The organism is Psychrobacter sp. I-STPA10 (assembly GCF_021012795.1).
Taxonomy (GTDB): domain Bacteria; phylum Pseudomonadota; class Gammaproteobacteria; order Pseudomonadales; family Moraxellaceae; genus Psychrobacter.
Map to the genome: position 1 here is coordinate 139099 of NZ_VFYU01000012.1, position 17618 is coordinate 156716.

Genomic DNA, 17618 nt, shown 5'->3' on the forward strand with positions numbered 1-17618 from the left:
GTCACAGTAAGTGGTTATAGGGTCTGTTGAACTTTCACCCCGTTAGGCTAATATCTACAAGGATACAGCTACTTTTTACTTTCATATAAAAAATGGCTAAATTTGCATAATGAAGCGTTAATGAACTTGTTAAAATCTTGATATTAATAAGTTTATTGCCTTGATTAAGTCAAATTTTTCTCAATTTTTCCTATGAAGATGAATGTTCAACAGACCCTAATTAAATTCATCATCTGTATTTAGTAGACCGACTGCTTTTATATCCTTGTTATACCGTAACATTGGTATAATCTGTATAAATAGCATCAGCCTAGCTATAAAATAACCGCGTATTATAGCAAACTTTATCCAAAACCAGCTACAAACTCTACAAAAACTCAACACCTAACTAGGGACTGTTACACCGTCATCTTTATGTAAAAAATAGCTGTATCCCTTGTAAGTACCTCACTCTCAACTTCTACCCCCTCCTAGCCTCCCCGTTAAAAAAGAAGGAGGAACTGGCTTTTAAGTCCTCCCCTTACTTCAAGGGGAGAGTTTGGGAGGGATCATATATCAATTTAGTAAAATAAGTTGAGAGTGAGGTTTGTAAGTATAAGTCTGATTTAACAAACCTTATTACCAATAAATATAAAATTATGTACGTGATACCAATGTGATACGCTCAGTTGGCAAATAATTTTCTTGCTCCTCTTTAAGATAAGTCACCATCTGCTCACGGATAGCACATTCCAAAATCCATGTATTTTGTGGTCCATCAGAGCTAACCTTACAGCGCATTTTGATGGTTTCTTCCGTTACATCTGTAATTAATAGCTCAGGTTGTTGATTTTTATCCCACAACTCATGCGCCTTCACCAACGCAAAAAATTTCTTTCTAATTTGCTCAATATTCGCACCATAATCTATATACAAATAAATTGCTGAAGACTGAGCAGGATTAGTATGAGACCAGTTCTCCAAAGTCTCAGTCACAAAATACTTCATGGGCACAATCATACGTTTGTTATCCCATGTCTTTAATACTGCATAGGTATAGCGCAAGTCTTCTACCTCACACCACACACCATCAAGCATCACCGTATCACCAATACGTACTGGCTGAGTAATGGCAACTTGCACTCCAGCGATAATATTACCCAATGTTGGCTGTGCGGCGACGCCCAATATAACCCCAGCAATACCCGCCGAAGTCAGCAAAGTTTTACCCAAACCTTCTAAGTCAGCAAACTCTGCTAGACTTATCCACACCCCACCAATAATCATTACAAAAATAAAGACACGGCGAAATACGGATAAATAAGTACGCCTTTTGCGCTCTTGTTTAAACTGCTCATCATCTAAATTTTCAATTTGTAGATTTTGATAACGATTGGCAAAAAAATTGATGATGCGTATGCCTAGCCACAAACAACTAAATACCAAACACACCCATAAAATTGGCTGCGTCGACACCGCAATGGCAGGAATGCTAGGTAAGCCACCTGATACTAAAGTAAATACTAAAACAAAACTCACAGTCACTGCAAAAGGGGTGGTAATCTTACTAAAAAAATCTGCCACGCTGTGATTAGAAACCGTCACGTCACCTTGTTTCTTTTTGTGATTGGCATACCAATTGATACACTTTTCCACACCTTGACTAAACACCCAGCCTAACCCTAATGTTAACAACATAAATAACAGTAAAGCCAAATATTCCCAAATACTGATACCAAAAAACTTACTGACCAACCAATCTGGCAAATAACGTTCAAACTCAGCAGGTTTATGCACATCATACAAAGCATCAATATTAATGACTGTTTGTGATGAAAACACCCAAATAGGGGCATTATCTTTAACCCGTACTCGCTCCATAAATATCGGAATATTGCGAGATTTATAACTGATATAACCAAGCTTAATAGAGCGGCGTGGAATACCCATGATGCTATTTTGACTACCAATCGGTGGCTCTATTAATCCATCGGGACGGTCTGGTAAGTCATCATAAAGATATAAATTATTCTCAAGTAACAGATAATCAAGCTTTTGAGCCAAATCTGCACTGAGCGTGGTTTGCTGCTCGGTAGGAATAGAATTAAGATTTAACGCATACGCCGCCAAGCCAAACTTTTTTTGTGCAATGGCAGTTTGAAAAAACTCAATGCTGGCGAGCGGCGTTTGTAAATTAGCAGGGGTTTTTAAGGGAGGTAAGCCTTGATTAAGGCTAGTCAGTGGATAGTACGCTTGATTGTACTCTCCAGTCAGCGCATTGTTTGCTTGTAATTGGCTGGCATGATTGGTTTGTGAATTGGGTTCTCGAACCAAACTTTGAGCTTCTCCAATCCATTGCTGCTGTATATAGTCCGTTAAAGTATCAGGCTGCTCAATGATTTGACTAGATGCTTGATTAGATGCTTGATTAGTTTCAGCAGCCTGAGCATCTGTTGCCATCACACTCATATAAATGACAACAATGCCTATTACTACAGTTAACATTAAACAACTGACATATCTAGCCGAAGAAATTGCTTCTTTACCATCCCTCATTAACACTCCCTACCAACAAACTCACTAGCCTATTATTAGCAGGTAATTTATTGATGATTATTCAATATTCTTATCTTAGTTTGACCATAAAATTAACTCTCTCTGCGCCATGTTGTCCCTTGACGACTGTCTTCTAATACCACACCTTGCGCTTTTAGCAGCTCACGTATCTCATCTGCTCGGGCAAACTCTTTATTGGCTTTGGCTGCTTGTCTGTTAGCAATCAACGCTTCAATTTGTTCAGTGCTAAGCCCATTATCTGTTTGCAAACCAGTCGATGCCTGCAAAAAATCTTGCGCACTGTTTTGTAAGATATTCAAACTTGCTGCCAAAGTTTTTAATTGGCTCAATAAAGTTGCAACCTCAGCAACTTGCTCCGCTTTCACCGCTATATTAATGTCTTTTGCCAAGCCAAACAGCACACTAATAGCTGCGGCGGTATTAAAGTCATCATTCATCACCCGCACAAACTCTCTACCCACTTCTGAGGTATAAACCACATCTGTCTTATTTGCTTTATCTGTATCTGCCTTATGGCTATCATTCTTGGCATCTGCCAACAACTGTTCAGCATTTTTTATCGCTTGATATAAGCGCGTCAATCCAGTATGAGCATCGTTTAATGCCGTATCCGAAAAGTTGACCTGACTACGATAATGGCTAGACAAAATAAAGAAGCGGATAGTCTCAGGGTTATATTGCTGCATCACCTCACGAATGGTAAAAAAATTGCCCAATGATTTTGACATTTTTTCGCCATCAACATTGATAAAACCCACATGCATCCAATGATTGGCATAGGTGCAGCCAGTGGTCGCTTCTGACTGTGCAATCTCATTTTCATGATGTGGAAACTGTAAATCATGTCCACCACCATGAATATCAAAGGTGTTACTCAAACACTTTATCGACATTGCCGAACACTCAATGTGCCAACCAGGGCGACCATCTCCCCATGCAGATGCCCAATGTGGCTCACTAGGTTTGGCTGCCTTCCACAACACAAAGTCAAATGGATTGCGCTTAATCGTATCCACTTCTACTCGAGAGCCTGCCTGCATCTCATCAAGCTGACGACCTGACAGTTTGCCATACTCAGCAAAACTATCAACCGCATAATATACATCACCATTATCAGCAGCATAGGCATGATTGCTACTAACCAACTTGGCAATCATCTCTTGCATCTCCTCGATATGCGCTGTGGCTCTCGGCTCAATATCAGGCGATACACAGCCCAATGCAGCGGCATCTTCGTGCATGGCTTTGGTAAATCTTTGCGTCAGCGCACCAATGCTTTCATTATTTTGCTGCGCACGGGCGATAATTTTGTCATCAATATCGGTGATATTACGTACATAGGTCACTTCATAACCTAACTGCCGAAACCAACGCACAATCATATCAAATGCAACCATGACCCGAGCATGTCCAATATGACAATAATCATAAACAGTCATACCACACACATACATATCCACCTTACCTGCTTGCAATGGCTCAAATTTCTGCTTTTGATTATTCATTGAGTTATATACAAATAAAGGGGCAATTTGCTGTGACTGTGATAAAGACAAAGGTGTTGATAAGCTTTGCGTTGCTGCCGTCATGACATTCATATCCTTACAACTATAATTAACAAAATGGACTAATAAGATAAATCAATAAAATAGGTTATTATTACTCAAAAACTATCACATACCAAATAAACATAAATGCCATTAAAACAAATGATTTTAATATAAACCATTGACCAAAACACTTTAACATCTAAATCTAAATCCAAAAAAACAAACTATAAACACGCTTGATTTTAACTACAGTAAGCACGGCCAATACCCTGCTGGATTTTAGGCAAGCCATAGACATAGTAAACTTACTTCAATCCGCTATAATTCATACACTAATCACTGTAAACTAATAGCCTGCAATCATAACCTAATATAGCTAAAGAACAACTAAACAGCCGACACGTTAGCAAAACATTGATTAAACTGCAAGGACGACACATGGGCAATCGACTCAGCAAAATATATACACGCACAGGGGATAATGGCAAAACGGGCATGGCAGATGGTAGCCGAGTGAGCAAAGCAGATAACATCTTTACTGTTATGGGCGATATTGATGAGCTTAACGCACATATTGGTATGATTAGAGCCTTATTAACAACAGCATCATCGACTAAGATGCCTGCACCCACTAATCCAACACCCTGCAAAATCAGCCACTATCAGCATCAACTTAGTATCATTCAACACCTTTTATTTAACATTGGTGGCGAATTGGCAATGCCTGAATATCAAGGTGTCAAGACGCAGCATATCGACTGGCTTGAAGCAGATATTGATGCGATGAATGCTCACTTGCAACCCCTCAAAGACTTTATCTTGCCAGCAGGCAAGCCGTTAACCTGCCAAATTCACATCGCACGTACTGTATGTCGCCGTGCTGAGCGTCATGCTGCACGACTCAATGAAGACAAGCCCAATGCGCTATCAACCACCACCTATCAATTTATCAACCGTCTATCTGACTGGTTGTTTGTTTTTGCTCGGCTTAGCAGTCACACCGCTTTTTTGGCAACTGACGATGAACAGAACAATCCCAGTCAAGAAGTGTTATGGGATAAAAATATTTTAGATAACTTTAATCAAAGCAATCAGACTTAGCCTTTATTTACAGTGCATTTTCAACAACTCAATATAGTCTGCCCAATATAAATCCACCACGGTGTTAACCTCACTCGATGTACTACTTGTACTATCTTCACTCGGTTGCCTTGTGGTGAAATTATATTAGATTGACTATAGCAAATAAAAAACGACAATTTTTAGCTAAGATATATGTAGCAAAAATTGTCGTAGCTCATAGAAAATATATTAAACAAAACACAATTTTATTTTTAATAAAAATTATTTAATAAGTTACATCTTCTTCAATAATAACCATATCCATACTATCATCTGTTGGTACATTCAACTTCTGATTGGCTTTGGGTACAGATGGTGCTGCATTACGATTCTCATTAATCGTTTGTTCTACTGACTCATCTTGAGTATTACTGGTAATCGGATTGCGTATGGTTTCCACCTGATTTTGCAACTCTGTGCCACGACTACCCAAACTTGAACCTGTCGTATTAGAAGATTGACGATTTTGACGTGTTGTGTCATCTTGAATTCTAGGCTCTGCTGGTGGACGAGGTATAACAGGGGCAATCGGGCGCACCGTATGGTTGCTATTCGCACTGGTTTCTACCATTTCTTTAAGCTGAGACTTTGCCATAATATCTGCCACTGCTCTGATAATGGCAGGTTGTCCAACGACTTTTGCCACTGCTTGACCACCTTGCATACCTACTACATAGGTAAAAGCATCATCAACCAGCATATTATTACTTAGTCGTACATTTGCAGCCGCCAAAGTTTGCTGCATATTTTTACCTTCTACCCCATTATATACTTCATTCGCTAAATAAATATTTTCACTTGGTAATGTCAAACTTAAACTGGTTTGGCAAGTTTGCATTCCATTGCTATTGGTCGAATCCATCACTGTTGGCGTAGCAAAATCGATGATAATGTCATTCATAGCACCATTGACGGCTGCCATATCAAAGTTTGCACCAACTTGGGTCGCATACTTTGATATCTCAGTACGAGATTGCTGAGCAATCAATTCTTTTATTGAGCGTGATAAAGTATTTTTAATTGTCGCATCATCGCAGGGTATAACAGTAGTGGCATCTGGAGACACTACCTGAGTTTCTACTGTGCTATCAGTCTCTGCCGTGGTGGCAGTATCCTTATCTTTTTTACTACAGCCACTCATACTTACCACGCACAGCAAGCTCAGGCTCAAGGCAGATACCCATTTGCCTTTTGAATATGTCAATGCCATTATTAAAACCTCACTAAATTAAATGAATAATGAATAGATAACTGGTATATTTGGTTATGACTAACAATAACAACAAGTAGCTAAAATTAAAATATGAGTTTTAACAACCACAACGTCGTTTTGTCATAAAAAATATATTTTTAGCTGCTAATATATTTGCCACATAACCAAACTTTTATAAGTTATTAATCGTTGTCTTCGTCATTGTTTTAAATAAATATTATTTAATAGTTAAATATAACCAATCATCATACTATTAACCTATATTTATTTTAACAAGTCAGTAAGTATATTACGACTATTATATAAAGTTTGTTTACCTAATTGCTTTATAATATCCTATTCGCTATGACACTCATAGCCATTAATGATAATAAATTTTTTTGTTATTAAAGATGCTGTCATGAAATCATCAACGTCTTTACAAAATTTAGCCAATTTATCTACAGCCACTTATGCTACGCCAGCCGTACCAACTGTACGCCTACTGGGACATCGTGGCGCACGCGGGGAGTTTATCGAAAACTCTGAATATGGCTTTAAAAATCTGCAACAGTTTTATCTTAATACCCTCAGCAATCACTGCACCCACCTAAATAACAAACCGCAAAGGCAGTTAGTTGGTATAGAATTTGATGTTCAGCTAACCTCAGATGGGGTATTGGTTGTGGTACATGATGAAACCCTCGAACGCTTTTATCGCCTACAAGCTCATATTAATGAATTAAGCTATATTGAGATTAAAAAACTCACCCAACCCATTTTACCCATCATACGGTTGCAAGACTTACTGCCACTGCTATCAAAATATCCACGTATCGAATTAGAAATAAAAACTCATTCACGTTCGCAACCACAAAAGATTGTTGATGCACTGATAAAAACATTTGCATCAATAAAAAACAATGATAATGATATTGATCTCCGTCACTTACCGATTACCTTAACAAGCTTTGATGAAAATCTACATGTCTGTCTACAACGACATACTGCCTTAGCCTCTTTTGCCCGAGGATTATTAATCGAAAAGTTTGACAACCCCGAAAAAATCAATTTGGCGAAACGACTTGGCTGTGGACATTTAGGTCTTTATTATGCCGCCATTACACCAAAAATAATCGCCAGTTGCAAAAAAGCACACATGACAACCAGCGCATGGACCGTCAATGAAGCACAACACATTGATTACCTAGCGAGTATTGGTGTCGATTTTATCATCACTGATTACCCCTGCCTTTATAGCAAATATAACAAACTACCCATTCATAAAAATGAGAGCTAATTAATATAAAAACCTTGATAACTGATAGAAACACCCAATTTATCTATTATGCTTTATAAAAAAGCAATCACTTTATGGTTATTTATAAAAATTGCATCTTATCAATATTTTAAACCATAATTTGTAAATCATAGGTTGCAGAAGTTATGTATCTCAATTTTCTCTTTTAGCGACAACATTTAGATACAATAAGGTGATATTGGGACATTTCTACTACCAAGTAGCATTAAAAAACATCATTTTTTAGTGCATAAGTGTTCACATTTACCCTGTTTTAGAGTAAGCTATGTCTTACTAACTTCTTACCTTTTTTATTTTTTCGGCGTTAGGATATTTAATATGAAAGTTACAAAAATCGCAAAAATGGGCATCAAAGTTCCATTGAATGTTATGCGTCACTCCGTAAAATTTGGTAAGAATCTGTTAAATGTAGCAACTGAACAACTCAATCAACGTAGCCAACAACGTAATCAACAACATGGTTATGATGGATATGCCGCTTCAGCAGCAAAAACAACGGGTTCAGCAAAAGCAAACGAAATCAATGTGGCTGTTAGTAAAGGCGGTGCAAGTACACTAGCAACCAAAAAAACCCTAAGCAAAGTTAAAGTTGCAGATGATAGAGAATATACTGAAGAAGAATTACAAGAACTGGCATTTCAACATGCCTCTATTAACTGGATTCCTGCAACCGTACTGATTGCCACACCCATTGCCGCTGCCGTCATCACTCCTTGGTATCTCATGACCCATGAAGTCAGTGCACCCGTTTGGGGCGTATTTGCCGCATTTATGGCTTGGACAGGTCTGAGTATTACCACAGGCTACCATCGTTTAATGGCACATCGAGCCTATAAGGCACACCCTGTGGTACGTAATTTCTTTTTGCTTGGAGCGACGTTTGCGCTAGAAGGCTCAGCATTTGATTGGTGCTCAGGACATCGTACCCACCATCGTTATGTTGATGACCCCATTCAAGACCCCTACTCTGCCAAACGTGGATTTTGGTTTAGTCATATTGGTTGGATGCTGAGAAAATATCCAAGTGGTGACTTTGATTACAAAAACATTCCCGATTTAACCAAAGACAGATTATTACAGATTCAACATAAATATTATGGTATCTGGGTATTGGCGACAAATGTTGGTCTGATAGCAGCCATTGGTTGGCTGATTGGTGATGTTTGGGGTACATTGGTACTAGCAGGATTACTACGCTTAGTACTGACCCATCACTTTACTTTCTTTATTAACTCACTGTGCCACATGTTTGGTACACGTCCTTATACTGATACCAATTCTGCCCGTGATAACTTCCTACTGGCAATCGCAACGTGGGGTGAAGGTTATCACAACTATCACCACTTCTTCCAATATGACTATCGTAATGGCGTTAAATGGTGGCAGTATGATCCTACAAAATGGGTGATTGCAGGCTTAGCAAAAATAGGTCTTGCCAGCGATTTGCGTACCGTAGATGACATTACCATCAAGCACGCTGAAGTGAAGATGCAGTTTAAACGTGCTGAGCAAAAGATTGAAAAGTTATCTAGTGAAACTTTTACAGATATTGACCACGCTTTACATACTTTTAAAGATCGTATCACCTTTGAATATGAAATGTTTAAAGAAACGGTTGCTGAATGGCAAGATCTGAAAGCAAAAGCCATAGAAATGAAAAAGACAGAGTTTGCTGATCGGCTACATGAAGTTGATGAGATACTTAAAGATCAATACACGCTACTTGAAAAACGTATATTGACCCACAATCGCAATTTAAAACAAGCATTTCGTCTGATTGCTAAACAACCTATTTAAATAACTGATATTAATTAACATACTAACAATAAACTCATAATAATTACAGATTTTTCGCTTTCTCCTACCTCTCGTATTTCTTTATACGAGAGGTTTTTTTTGCAATTTTTTTGTAGGATAACTCCATACTATTTTTTTATAGTTTAGTAGCCATAGCAACGCAAATATAATACCATTTCATCACATCATGTACTCTTCAACCACCATACTAAGCAATCCCTATGAAATTTGATAACAGCTATGCCACTTTAGATCCACGTTTATATCATAAGCAGCCACCTACCCCACTAAAAAACCCACAAGCAGGGCATTTTAATCCCATCATAGCCAAACGCATCGGCTGGAGCGATGATGTTGAGTTAATGCAAAACTGGGTATCTATCTTGGGCGGTGAAGTTATACCTAATGGCTTTGCCCCTTTAGCAATGGCGTATGCAGGTCATCAATTTGGACAATGGGCAGGACAACTTGGTGATGGACGTGGGTTACTGATGGCGCAAGTACGTGACAACAATGATCAGTTAATAGACTTGCATCTAAAAGGTATTGGTCTGACACCTTATTCACGCATGGGAGATGGACGCGCAGTGCTACGCAGTACTATCCGTGAGTATCTGTGTGGACATGCCATGACACAGCTAGGCATTGCCTCATCTTCTGCACTTGGCTTTGTAGTCTCAGATACTGCGGTACGCCGTGAGACGATAGAAGCAGGAGCTGCCCTACTTCGAGTTTCGGACTGTCATATACGGCTTGGGCATGTTGAATGGATTGCCAGTTTTGCCCCTGACCTGCTTGTAGAGTTTACCGACTATATGATTGACACCTACTATCCTGATAGTCGTCAAGCCAACTATCCAGTGGTAGACTTTTTGACCCAAGTGGTGAAAAAAACTGCCATAATGATTGCCAACTGGCAATTGATTGGCTTTGCTCACGGTGTGATGAATACGGATAATTTATCCATCACCGGCAGTACCATTGACTACGGTCCTTTTGGATTTTTAGAGCGTTTTAACCCAGCATGGATAAATAACCATTCAGATTATACAGGACGCTATAGTTATCAAAATCAGCCTGCCATTGGGCATTGGAATTTAAATGTATGGCTACCACATTTTATGCGTCTGACCCAAGCTGGGGTAACCAAAACAGCACTGGCAGAATGTTTGGCGCACTATGAAACCAGCTTTATGCAACATTATCAACATGGCATTTGTCAAAAATTAGGCTTAGCATATCCTATCCAACAACCTAATGAATCGATATCAGCACCAGACTTAGCAACCAATCGTCTGGCATTAACGTTAGCTTATGATTTATTGTCCATCATTGAACAAAATCGACTAGATTATACTAATAGTTTCCGTGCTTTATTAGCAGTCATTGATGCCAGTAACTTTCAACATGAGCATGACCTACTGCAACAACTCACATTGTCTTTAGATGCCAAGCAACTAAAACTTTGGCAAGATTGGAAGACTCGTTATTTACACTATATTGACCAATATACAGAGGCTAACGAAGTTGTCAGCACACTACAAAAGCATAATCCAGTGTATATACTGCGTAATGCCATGGCACAGCGTAGCATCGAGATGGCAGAGGCTGGAGATTTTAGTGAAGTCGAGAGACTATTTCAACTTCTTAGTAATCCTTATGACGTTCAAAATATTGCCACTCAAGCAGATGTTACCCCACCTGCGGCTGATGCACCTGAGATTGTTATTAGCTGCTCATCTTAAGCTTAGCCATAATTTAGCCGAATAAAGATAGGTTTATTTTTTTTGTAAATTTGACTATTTTTATTTATGATATTGGCGAGTTTTTATACTTAGCCACTGGTCAATAGTTAAATAAATGTTAGAATAGTCAACGACTTTTTTAAGATTCTACTCAACTGACTGTTGTTTTAATATTCAATTGTTTTGATATTCAACATGACTGAGTAGCAGATTTATACCTTTGTATCACGACAATTTCATTCTCCTTTCTTCCAACTGATTGGTTTTTACAATGAGCAATAATTCAAGCAACACATCTTCAGACACTATCTCTGATGTTATCCCCACAACACCTTCTGCCAGCATGAATGCCGAACAATTCGAGCAAGCAGCCTTACATTATCATCAGCATCCTGTACCTGGAAAAATTGCAGTTGTGCCGACGAAACAGCTAGCAAACCAGCGTGATTTAGCCCTAGCATATTCTCCGGGTGTTGCCATTCCCTGCTTAGAGATTGAAAAAGATCCTAAACTGGCCGCCCGCTATACCGCCCGTAATAATTTGGTTGGGGTGATTACTAATGGTACCGCTGTATTAGGACTGGGTAATATTGGTCCGCTTGCCTCAAAACCTGTGATGGAAGGTAAAGGGGTATTATTTAAGAAGTTTGCAGGTATTGATGTCTTTGATATTGAAGTAGCACAAAATGATCCAGACAAATTTATTGAAGCAGTTGCTTCTTTAGAACCCACTTTTGGTGGTATTAATCTAGAAGACATCAAAGCACCTGAATGTTTTAAGATTGAACGTGAATTACGTGAACGCATGAATATTCCTGTATTTCATGATGACCAACATGGCACATCTATTATTGTTGCCGCTGCGATGATTAATGCCCTTGATCTCATTAATAAAAAAATTGAAGACATCAAAGTTGTCTGCTCTGGTGCTGGTGCAGCCGCAATCTCTTGTCTAGATCTTATCTGTGCGCTGGGGGTGCAGAAATCTAATATCTATGTATCAGACTCTCGTGGCATCATTGCCACTAGCCGTACGAATCTAGATGACTCTAAACAACGCTATGCTCGTGACACCCAATTTGCTACCCTTGATGATGTTATTGAAGGTGCAGATATGTTTTTGGGGCTTTCAATGGCTGGCATATTGACACCAGAAATGGTGAAAAAAATGGCAAAAAATCCGATCATCTTTGCTCTTGCTAACCCTACACCAGAGATTATGCCAGAGCTGGCACATGCAGTACGTGATGATGTCATTATGGCAACTGGTCGCTCTGATTATCCCAATCAGGTGAACAACGCCTTATGTTTCCCTTATATTTTCCGTGGTGCACTTGATGTGGGCGCAACCACCGTCAATGAAGAGATGAAAATTGCCTGTGTGCATGCCATCGCTGCCATGGCACACGTTGAGGCAACTCCGATGCCTGGCGCAAAAAAAGTCGATACCGTCAAACGTTTTGGGCGTGAATACTTAATTCCAGGACCACTTGAGCCAAATTTAATCTTAGAGATTGCACCAGCCGTTGCCAAAGCAGCGATGGACTCAGGTGTTGCCACGCTTCCAATTGAAGACTTTGATGCCTATCATCAAAAACTCTCTGAGTTTGTATATAACTCAGCATTTGTGATGAAACCGATCTTCGCCAAGGCAAAATCTGATCCGAAGCGCATTGTATACTGTGAAGGTGAAGATCCTAATGTACTGCGTGCGGTACAGGTCGTGGTTGATGAAGGATTGGCATACCCAATTTTGGTTGGTCGCCCCGCGGTTATTGCTGCTCAGTCAGAAGCGTTAGGACTGCGCTTAAAAGAAGGCGAGAATATCGAGATCATCAACCAAGATAGTGATCCTCGCTACAAAGACTACTGGCAGTTTTATTATGAGAAAAATAAACGTCGTGGTGTCAGTATTGAGTTGGCACGTCGTGATGTGCGCCGTAAAACTTCATTGATTGGCTCATTGTTGGTCGAAAAAGGGGATGCTGATGGCATGATTTGTGGTACATTCAGCTACTATCATCTACATTTAAAATATGTACAAAATGTCATTGGTAAAAAAGAAGGGATCAAAGACTTCTATGCGATGAACGCTGTATTGATGCAAGATCGTAACGTATTCATTGCCGATACCTATATTCATGAAGACCCAACTGCTGAGCAACTTGCTGAAATGACAATATTAGCAGCTGAACAAATTCAACGTTTTGGTATTACCCCTCGTGTTGCTCTGTTATCTCATTCAAACTTTGGTACTTCTGATCGTGCAAGTGCAGTCAAAATGCGCCGTGTGTACGAACTGCTAACAGAGATGAATGTAGATTTTGAGTTTGATGGTGAAATGCATGGTGACGCAGCGATGGATGAAAGAATCCGTCAACATGATTTGCCTTCGAGCACCTTAAAAGGCTCTGCAAACTTGCTGATTATGCCAACACTGGACGCGGCAAATATTGCCTTTAACCTACTAAAAACAGGGACACACAGTGCTTCATTAGGCCCTATTTTACTGGGTGCTAATAAACCAGTACATATCTTGACACCATCTGCTACTGCAAGACGAGTGGTAAATATGACAGCCTTAGCTGTTACTGAAGCACAAGATTTACTTGAAGAACAAAATACTAATAGCTAACTAATTACATTGCATAAATAGTATTAGATAGTATTATAATTTAGTTTCTTTTATTATATTAGATAGTTGAGCCAGTTAATGATTATTAGCTGGCTTTTTTATATGGGTATAAATAACGCAATTAAGACCTAACAGTATGCACTAAATAGATCTTAAGAATAAGAACCTGTATTCACAACCCATAATGGTGGCTTTTTGCCTAAAATAGACATACTACGGCGTTAAATTTTGGGTTAAATAGAGTAACTATTCGCCCCAAAATTTGCCTTGTATTACGCAATTTTAGTTTAAAATTCCCCTGATTTTGGATTATGAATACAGGTTCTAAGAAATAGCTAGAAATATTAGTATTTATCAGTTTAAATATTATCTAACTCATATCTTTAGCAACAACTCTCTAGCAAAAAAGGATGATGACCATGCAAGTTTATTTGGTTGGTGGTGCAGTGCGTGATAAGCTGCTCGGTAAACCCATTAAAGACCAAGATTTTGTGGTTGTGGGTAGCAGCGTCAAGCAAATGCTAGAAGCAGGATTTCTACAGGTCGGTGCAGACTTTCCAGTATTTTTGCACCCCACGACCAAAGAGGAATATGCCTTAGCGCGTACAGAGCGTAAATCTGGACATGGCTATCAAGGATTTGAGGTACACGCCAGCCCTGATGTCACCCTTGAGGAAGACCTACAGCGTCGAGATTTGACCATCAACGCCATGGCTCAGCAAATTCATGGACTACATGATAGCCGCCCGATCAATGATATAATTATAGATCCTTTTGGTGGGCTTGAAGATATCAAAAACAAAAAACTACGCCATGTCTCCAATGCCTTTATCGAAGATCCTCTACGGGTATTGCGTGTGGCTCGATTTTATGGACGCTATGCAAACGATGGATTTTGTATTGATGACAGTACAAAAGCACTAATGACTCAACTGGCAGATTCAGGTGAGCTAGATCATCTAACCCCTGAGCGCATCTGGCAAGAATCTAGTCGAGCACTGATGCAGGAGGCACCACAATTATACTGGCAAGCACTTTATGATACAGGTGCTCTACAACGCCTAAGCCCTAGTCTAACATTGGCATGGAAATCATCACTTACGCGTAGATTAATTAACCACGCATTACAACTGAGCGCTCAACTTTCACTGACGCTGCAACAACGCTGGGCTATATTAATGAGTAGCTTTGCACCCACAGAGTTCATTTTTTCTGAGCAAACCTCCTGTGCTACTAACAATACTGTACCTACCCTTATCAAAGCGTGGCAACTCAATACTCAAACGATTGCGCAGCAGTTGAAAATTCCAAAAAATTTAAACAAATTTGCTGAGTTATTCGCCACCTATTTTACTCAATTATCTCACTTTGCTAATTTAACTGCCACCGAACAACTACATATTATCCAACAAACCCACGCCCATAAAGAGGCGCAATTACTACAGGATTTATTAACAACAGTGCAGACTATCCTGTTGGCAAAAAATTATCTTGCTTTAGATGATGCCATTACTTGCTTTCATGCTGCTGACATCAAAGACATTGATGCAACGCTACAAGGTGCTCAAATAGGAGATGCCTTGATGCAAATTAGAATTGAAAAATTAGAAAACCTACGTGCTGACTATTAATTTTGGCTTTTTGGGTAATAATTTATGATTATTTTATATTTTTACTTGAAAAATTTTAATAATCAGGTATGATTGTCGGTCTAAGATTTAGGGCCCATAGCTCAGTTGGTTAGAGCAGCGGACTCATAATCCGTTGGTCGTAGGTTCAAGTCCTACTGGGCCCACCATATTTGAAAACCCCGTATGCTATAAGCTTCGGGGTTTTTTATTGCCATTCTATATAGAATTAAAACAATAGTGAATAAGTCTGTTTTTAACTTTCTGATACTATTCTGATACTTTGATATTAGCTTTTAATGCTTTATTATGGCTTTGATTGTTGCTTATTGTTGTTTGGTGATTCATGAAAATAAAGCTTACTAAAAAGTTTGTAGATACAGTGCCATACGCAAACAATGGCACAGATATTTATATGGATGAGGATCTATCAGGTTTTGCTTTATATGTGGGCAAACAAACCAAAAAATACAGATTACATAAACGCATAAATGGTGAGTTACGTCGTGATGAGGTTGAAGAAACACACTTAATTACTCTCACAGAAGCACGTGAAAAAGCCAAGTTAATGATGGTTAATATCAAAAAGGGGCTAGATGCTTACGATGGTATTAATGCTGAGCCTAAAATACAAGAATCCAATATTAATGTGCCGACACTACGAGAGGCTTATAAGTATGTCAAAGAGTCAAAGAAGCGGCTATCAAAACGCACCATAGAAACTTATGATAATCAGATATTATCAAAATTAGAAGATTGGCTAGATCTACCATTGAATGATATTAACAAGTCAATGGTTAGCGATATGCATAAAAAAATAAGCAAGACTAGCAAGGCTCAAGCTAATGCTACTATGCGTGCATTTCGATCAGTATGGAATTATTGCCGAGTAAGTTTTTTAGATGAAAATGAAGAGTATGTTCTTAAAGAACATCCTGTAAGTATTTTAAATGCCAAAAAGGACTGGCATAACATAAAGCCAAGAACTAGACATGTAGAAGAAGAATATATACAACCCTACTTTAAAACACTGATTGATCATGTTAATGGTAGTTCTCACAAGTTTGCACCACATAGTAATAATGCTAGGGATATATTAATCATCTTCTTATTTACTGGTGTACGCCTAAACGAAGCCCAGCCACTACGCTGGACGAATGTTGACTTAAAAGCAGGTAGAGTTGTATTTAAAGCGACTAAAAATGGATCTGACTATCACATGCCCGTCGGCAAAATATTACATGCCATTTTACGCGAGCGAAAAAAACTCAGCATGGGCGACGAATGGGTATTCCCAAGCAATCTAGCTACAAGCAATGATCACATTAAAGATTTAAGTAAGAGTTATCATCATATCTCAAAAAAAGCTGGCTTGCATATTACGCCACATGATTTGCGACGTACATTTGGCACAGTAGCAAACAGCCTTAATGTAAACTATCCTGTACTTAAAAGATTACTAAATCATCGTGAAGCCAAAATTACAGATGACGTGACGCTGCAATACATTCAAGTATCACAGCGTCAATTAAGAGATGCTTTAAATGAAATAGAAAAGTTTTATTGTAAGCATGTCAATATGACTCAAGATGAGGTTATACAAAAACTTTATCCGTATTAGGGAGGGGAGGAAGCCAACCATATTAAATATAAATAATAGGCTCATCAACACTATTGCGACTTTCCATATCTTCATCGTACAACACATAATCACCAGATTCATCATCTAGTGTCCATCTATTGTTAGATACTATCACTTTGTTACTCATATCCTCATAGAACATGTCTGCCGCTACAATCGTCTCAGCATCATTAGCCCCACGGTAGACTTGAGCAACCTCATCGTCTTTCTGGCTACCCACATTGAAGCCCTGCTTGCGCAACACCTCTTTTAACGCCCACCAGTAAGGACCATATACTCGGTAACGCTGAATATTGCTTTTGAGTCGTGCGTAAATAATATTAGAGGCAAACTCAGTAAAATCCACCTCTGGCTTTTTTTTAGCTAGATTTCTTTGTTTTTGGGCAGTTTGCTTACTCAAAAATTCTGGTTCAAAAATATAATTTTTCAT

Annotated in this window: 11 protein-coding genes and 1 tRNA gene; 8 read left to right on the plus strand and 4 right to left on the minus strand. The window is 38.9% G+C overall.

The window, feature by feature from the left end:
* Positions 1-636: 636 nt before the first annotated feature.
* Positions 637-2535: a mechanosensitive ion channel family protein gene (locus FHK89_RS05500; RefSeq protein WP_230657736.1), complete on the minus strand. Its 1899-nt coding sequence runs from the start codon at positions 2533-2535 to the stop codon at positions 637-639.
* Between the two features lie 92 nt (positions 2536-2627).
* A complete protein-coding gene (cysS, locus tag FHK89_RS05505; RefSeq protein WP_230657820.1) occupies positions 2628-4088 on the minus strand; it encodes a cysteine--tRNA ligase in 1461 nt (486 codons plus the stop codon).
* A 456-nt stretch (positions 4089-4544) separates the two neighbouring features.
* Between cysS and FHK89_RS05510 the strand changes: the two genes are divergently transcribed.
* Positions 4545-5207 (plus strand): cob(I)yrinic acid a,c-diamide adenosyltransferase, encoded by a 663-nt coding sequence (locus FHK89_RS05510; RefSeq protein ID WP_230657737.1) that lies wholly within the window; start codon positions 4545-4547, stop codon positions 5205-5207.
* Positions 5208-5454: 247 nt separating this feature from the next.
* On the opposite strand, the gene FHK89_RS05515 is transcribed toward FHK89_RS05510, so the two are convergent.
* The gene (locus tag FHK89_RS05515; RefSeq protein WP_230657739.1) at positions 5455-6438 is read right to left on the minus strand and encodes a hypothetical protein; all 984 of its coding nucleotides are present in this window, start codon (positions 6436-6438) and stop codon (positions 5455-5457) included.
* Positions 6439-6841: 403 nt separating this feature from the next.
* On the opposite strand from FHK89_RS05515, the gene FHK89_RS05520 reads away from it, so the two are divergent.
* The 7 genes from FHK89_RS05520 (at position 6842) to FHK89_RS05550 (ending at position 17167) form a co-directional block, all read left to right on the plus strand.
* Complete coding sequence (locus FHK89_RS05520; RefSeq protein ID WP_230657741.1) at positions 6842-7720, plus strand: glycerophosphodiester phosphodiesterase; 879 nt, start codon at positions 6842-6844, stop codon at positions 7718-7720.
* A 651-nt stretch (positions 7721-8371) separates the two neighbouring features.
* Entirely contained in the window at positions 8372-9538 is a 1167-nt protein-coding gene (locus tag FHK89_RS05525) for an acyl-CoA desaturase (RefSeq protein WP_329958689.1), read from the plus strand.
* Positions 9539-9759: 221 nt separating this feature from the next.
* Positions 9760-11283, plus strand: coding sequence for a protein adenylyltransferase SelO (locus FHK89_RS05530; RefSeq protein WP_230657747.1), 1524 nt, complete (start codon positions 9760-9762; stop codon positions 11281-11283).
* Positions 11284-11626: 343 nt separating this feature from the next.
* Complete coding sequence (locus tag FHK89_RS05535; protein WP_230657822.1) at positions 11627-13918, plus strand: NADP-dependent malic enzyme; 2292 nt, start codon at positions 11627-11629, stop codon at positions 13916-13918.
* 419 nt (positions 13919-14337) lie between these two features.
* Positions 14338-15549: a tRNA nucleotidyltransferase gene (locus FHK89_RS05540; RefSeq protein ID WP_230657749.1), complete on the plus strand. Its 1212-nt coding sequence runs from the start codon at positions 14338-14340 to the stop codon at positions 15547-15549.
* Positions 15550-15639: 90 nt separating this feature from the next.
* Positions 15640-15716: transfer RNA gene (locus FHK89_RS05545), tRNA-Ile, on the plus strand.
* Between the two features lie 176 nt (positions 15717-15892).
* Entirely contained in the window at positions 15893-17167 is a 1275-nt protein-coding gene (locus FHK89_RS05550) for a tyrosine-type recombinase/integrase (protein ID WP_230657751.1), read from the plus strand.
* A gap of 22 nt (positions 17168-17189) precedes the next feature.
* Here the strand turns inward: FHK89_RS05550 and FHK89_RS05555 are convergent, their stop codons facing one another.
* Positions 17190-17618, minus strand: a complete 429-nt coding sequence (locus FHK89_RS05555) for a hypothetical protein (RefSeq protein ID WP_230657753.1) — start codon at positions 17616-17618, stop codon at positions 17190-17192.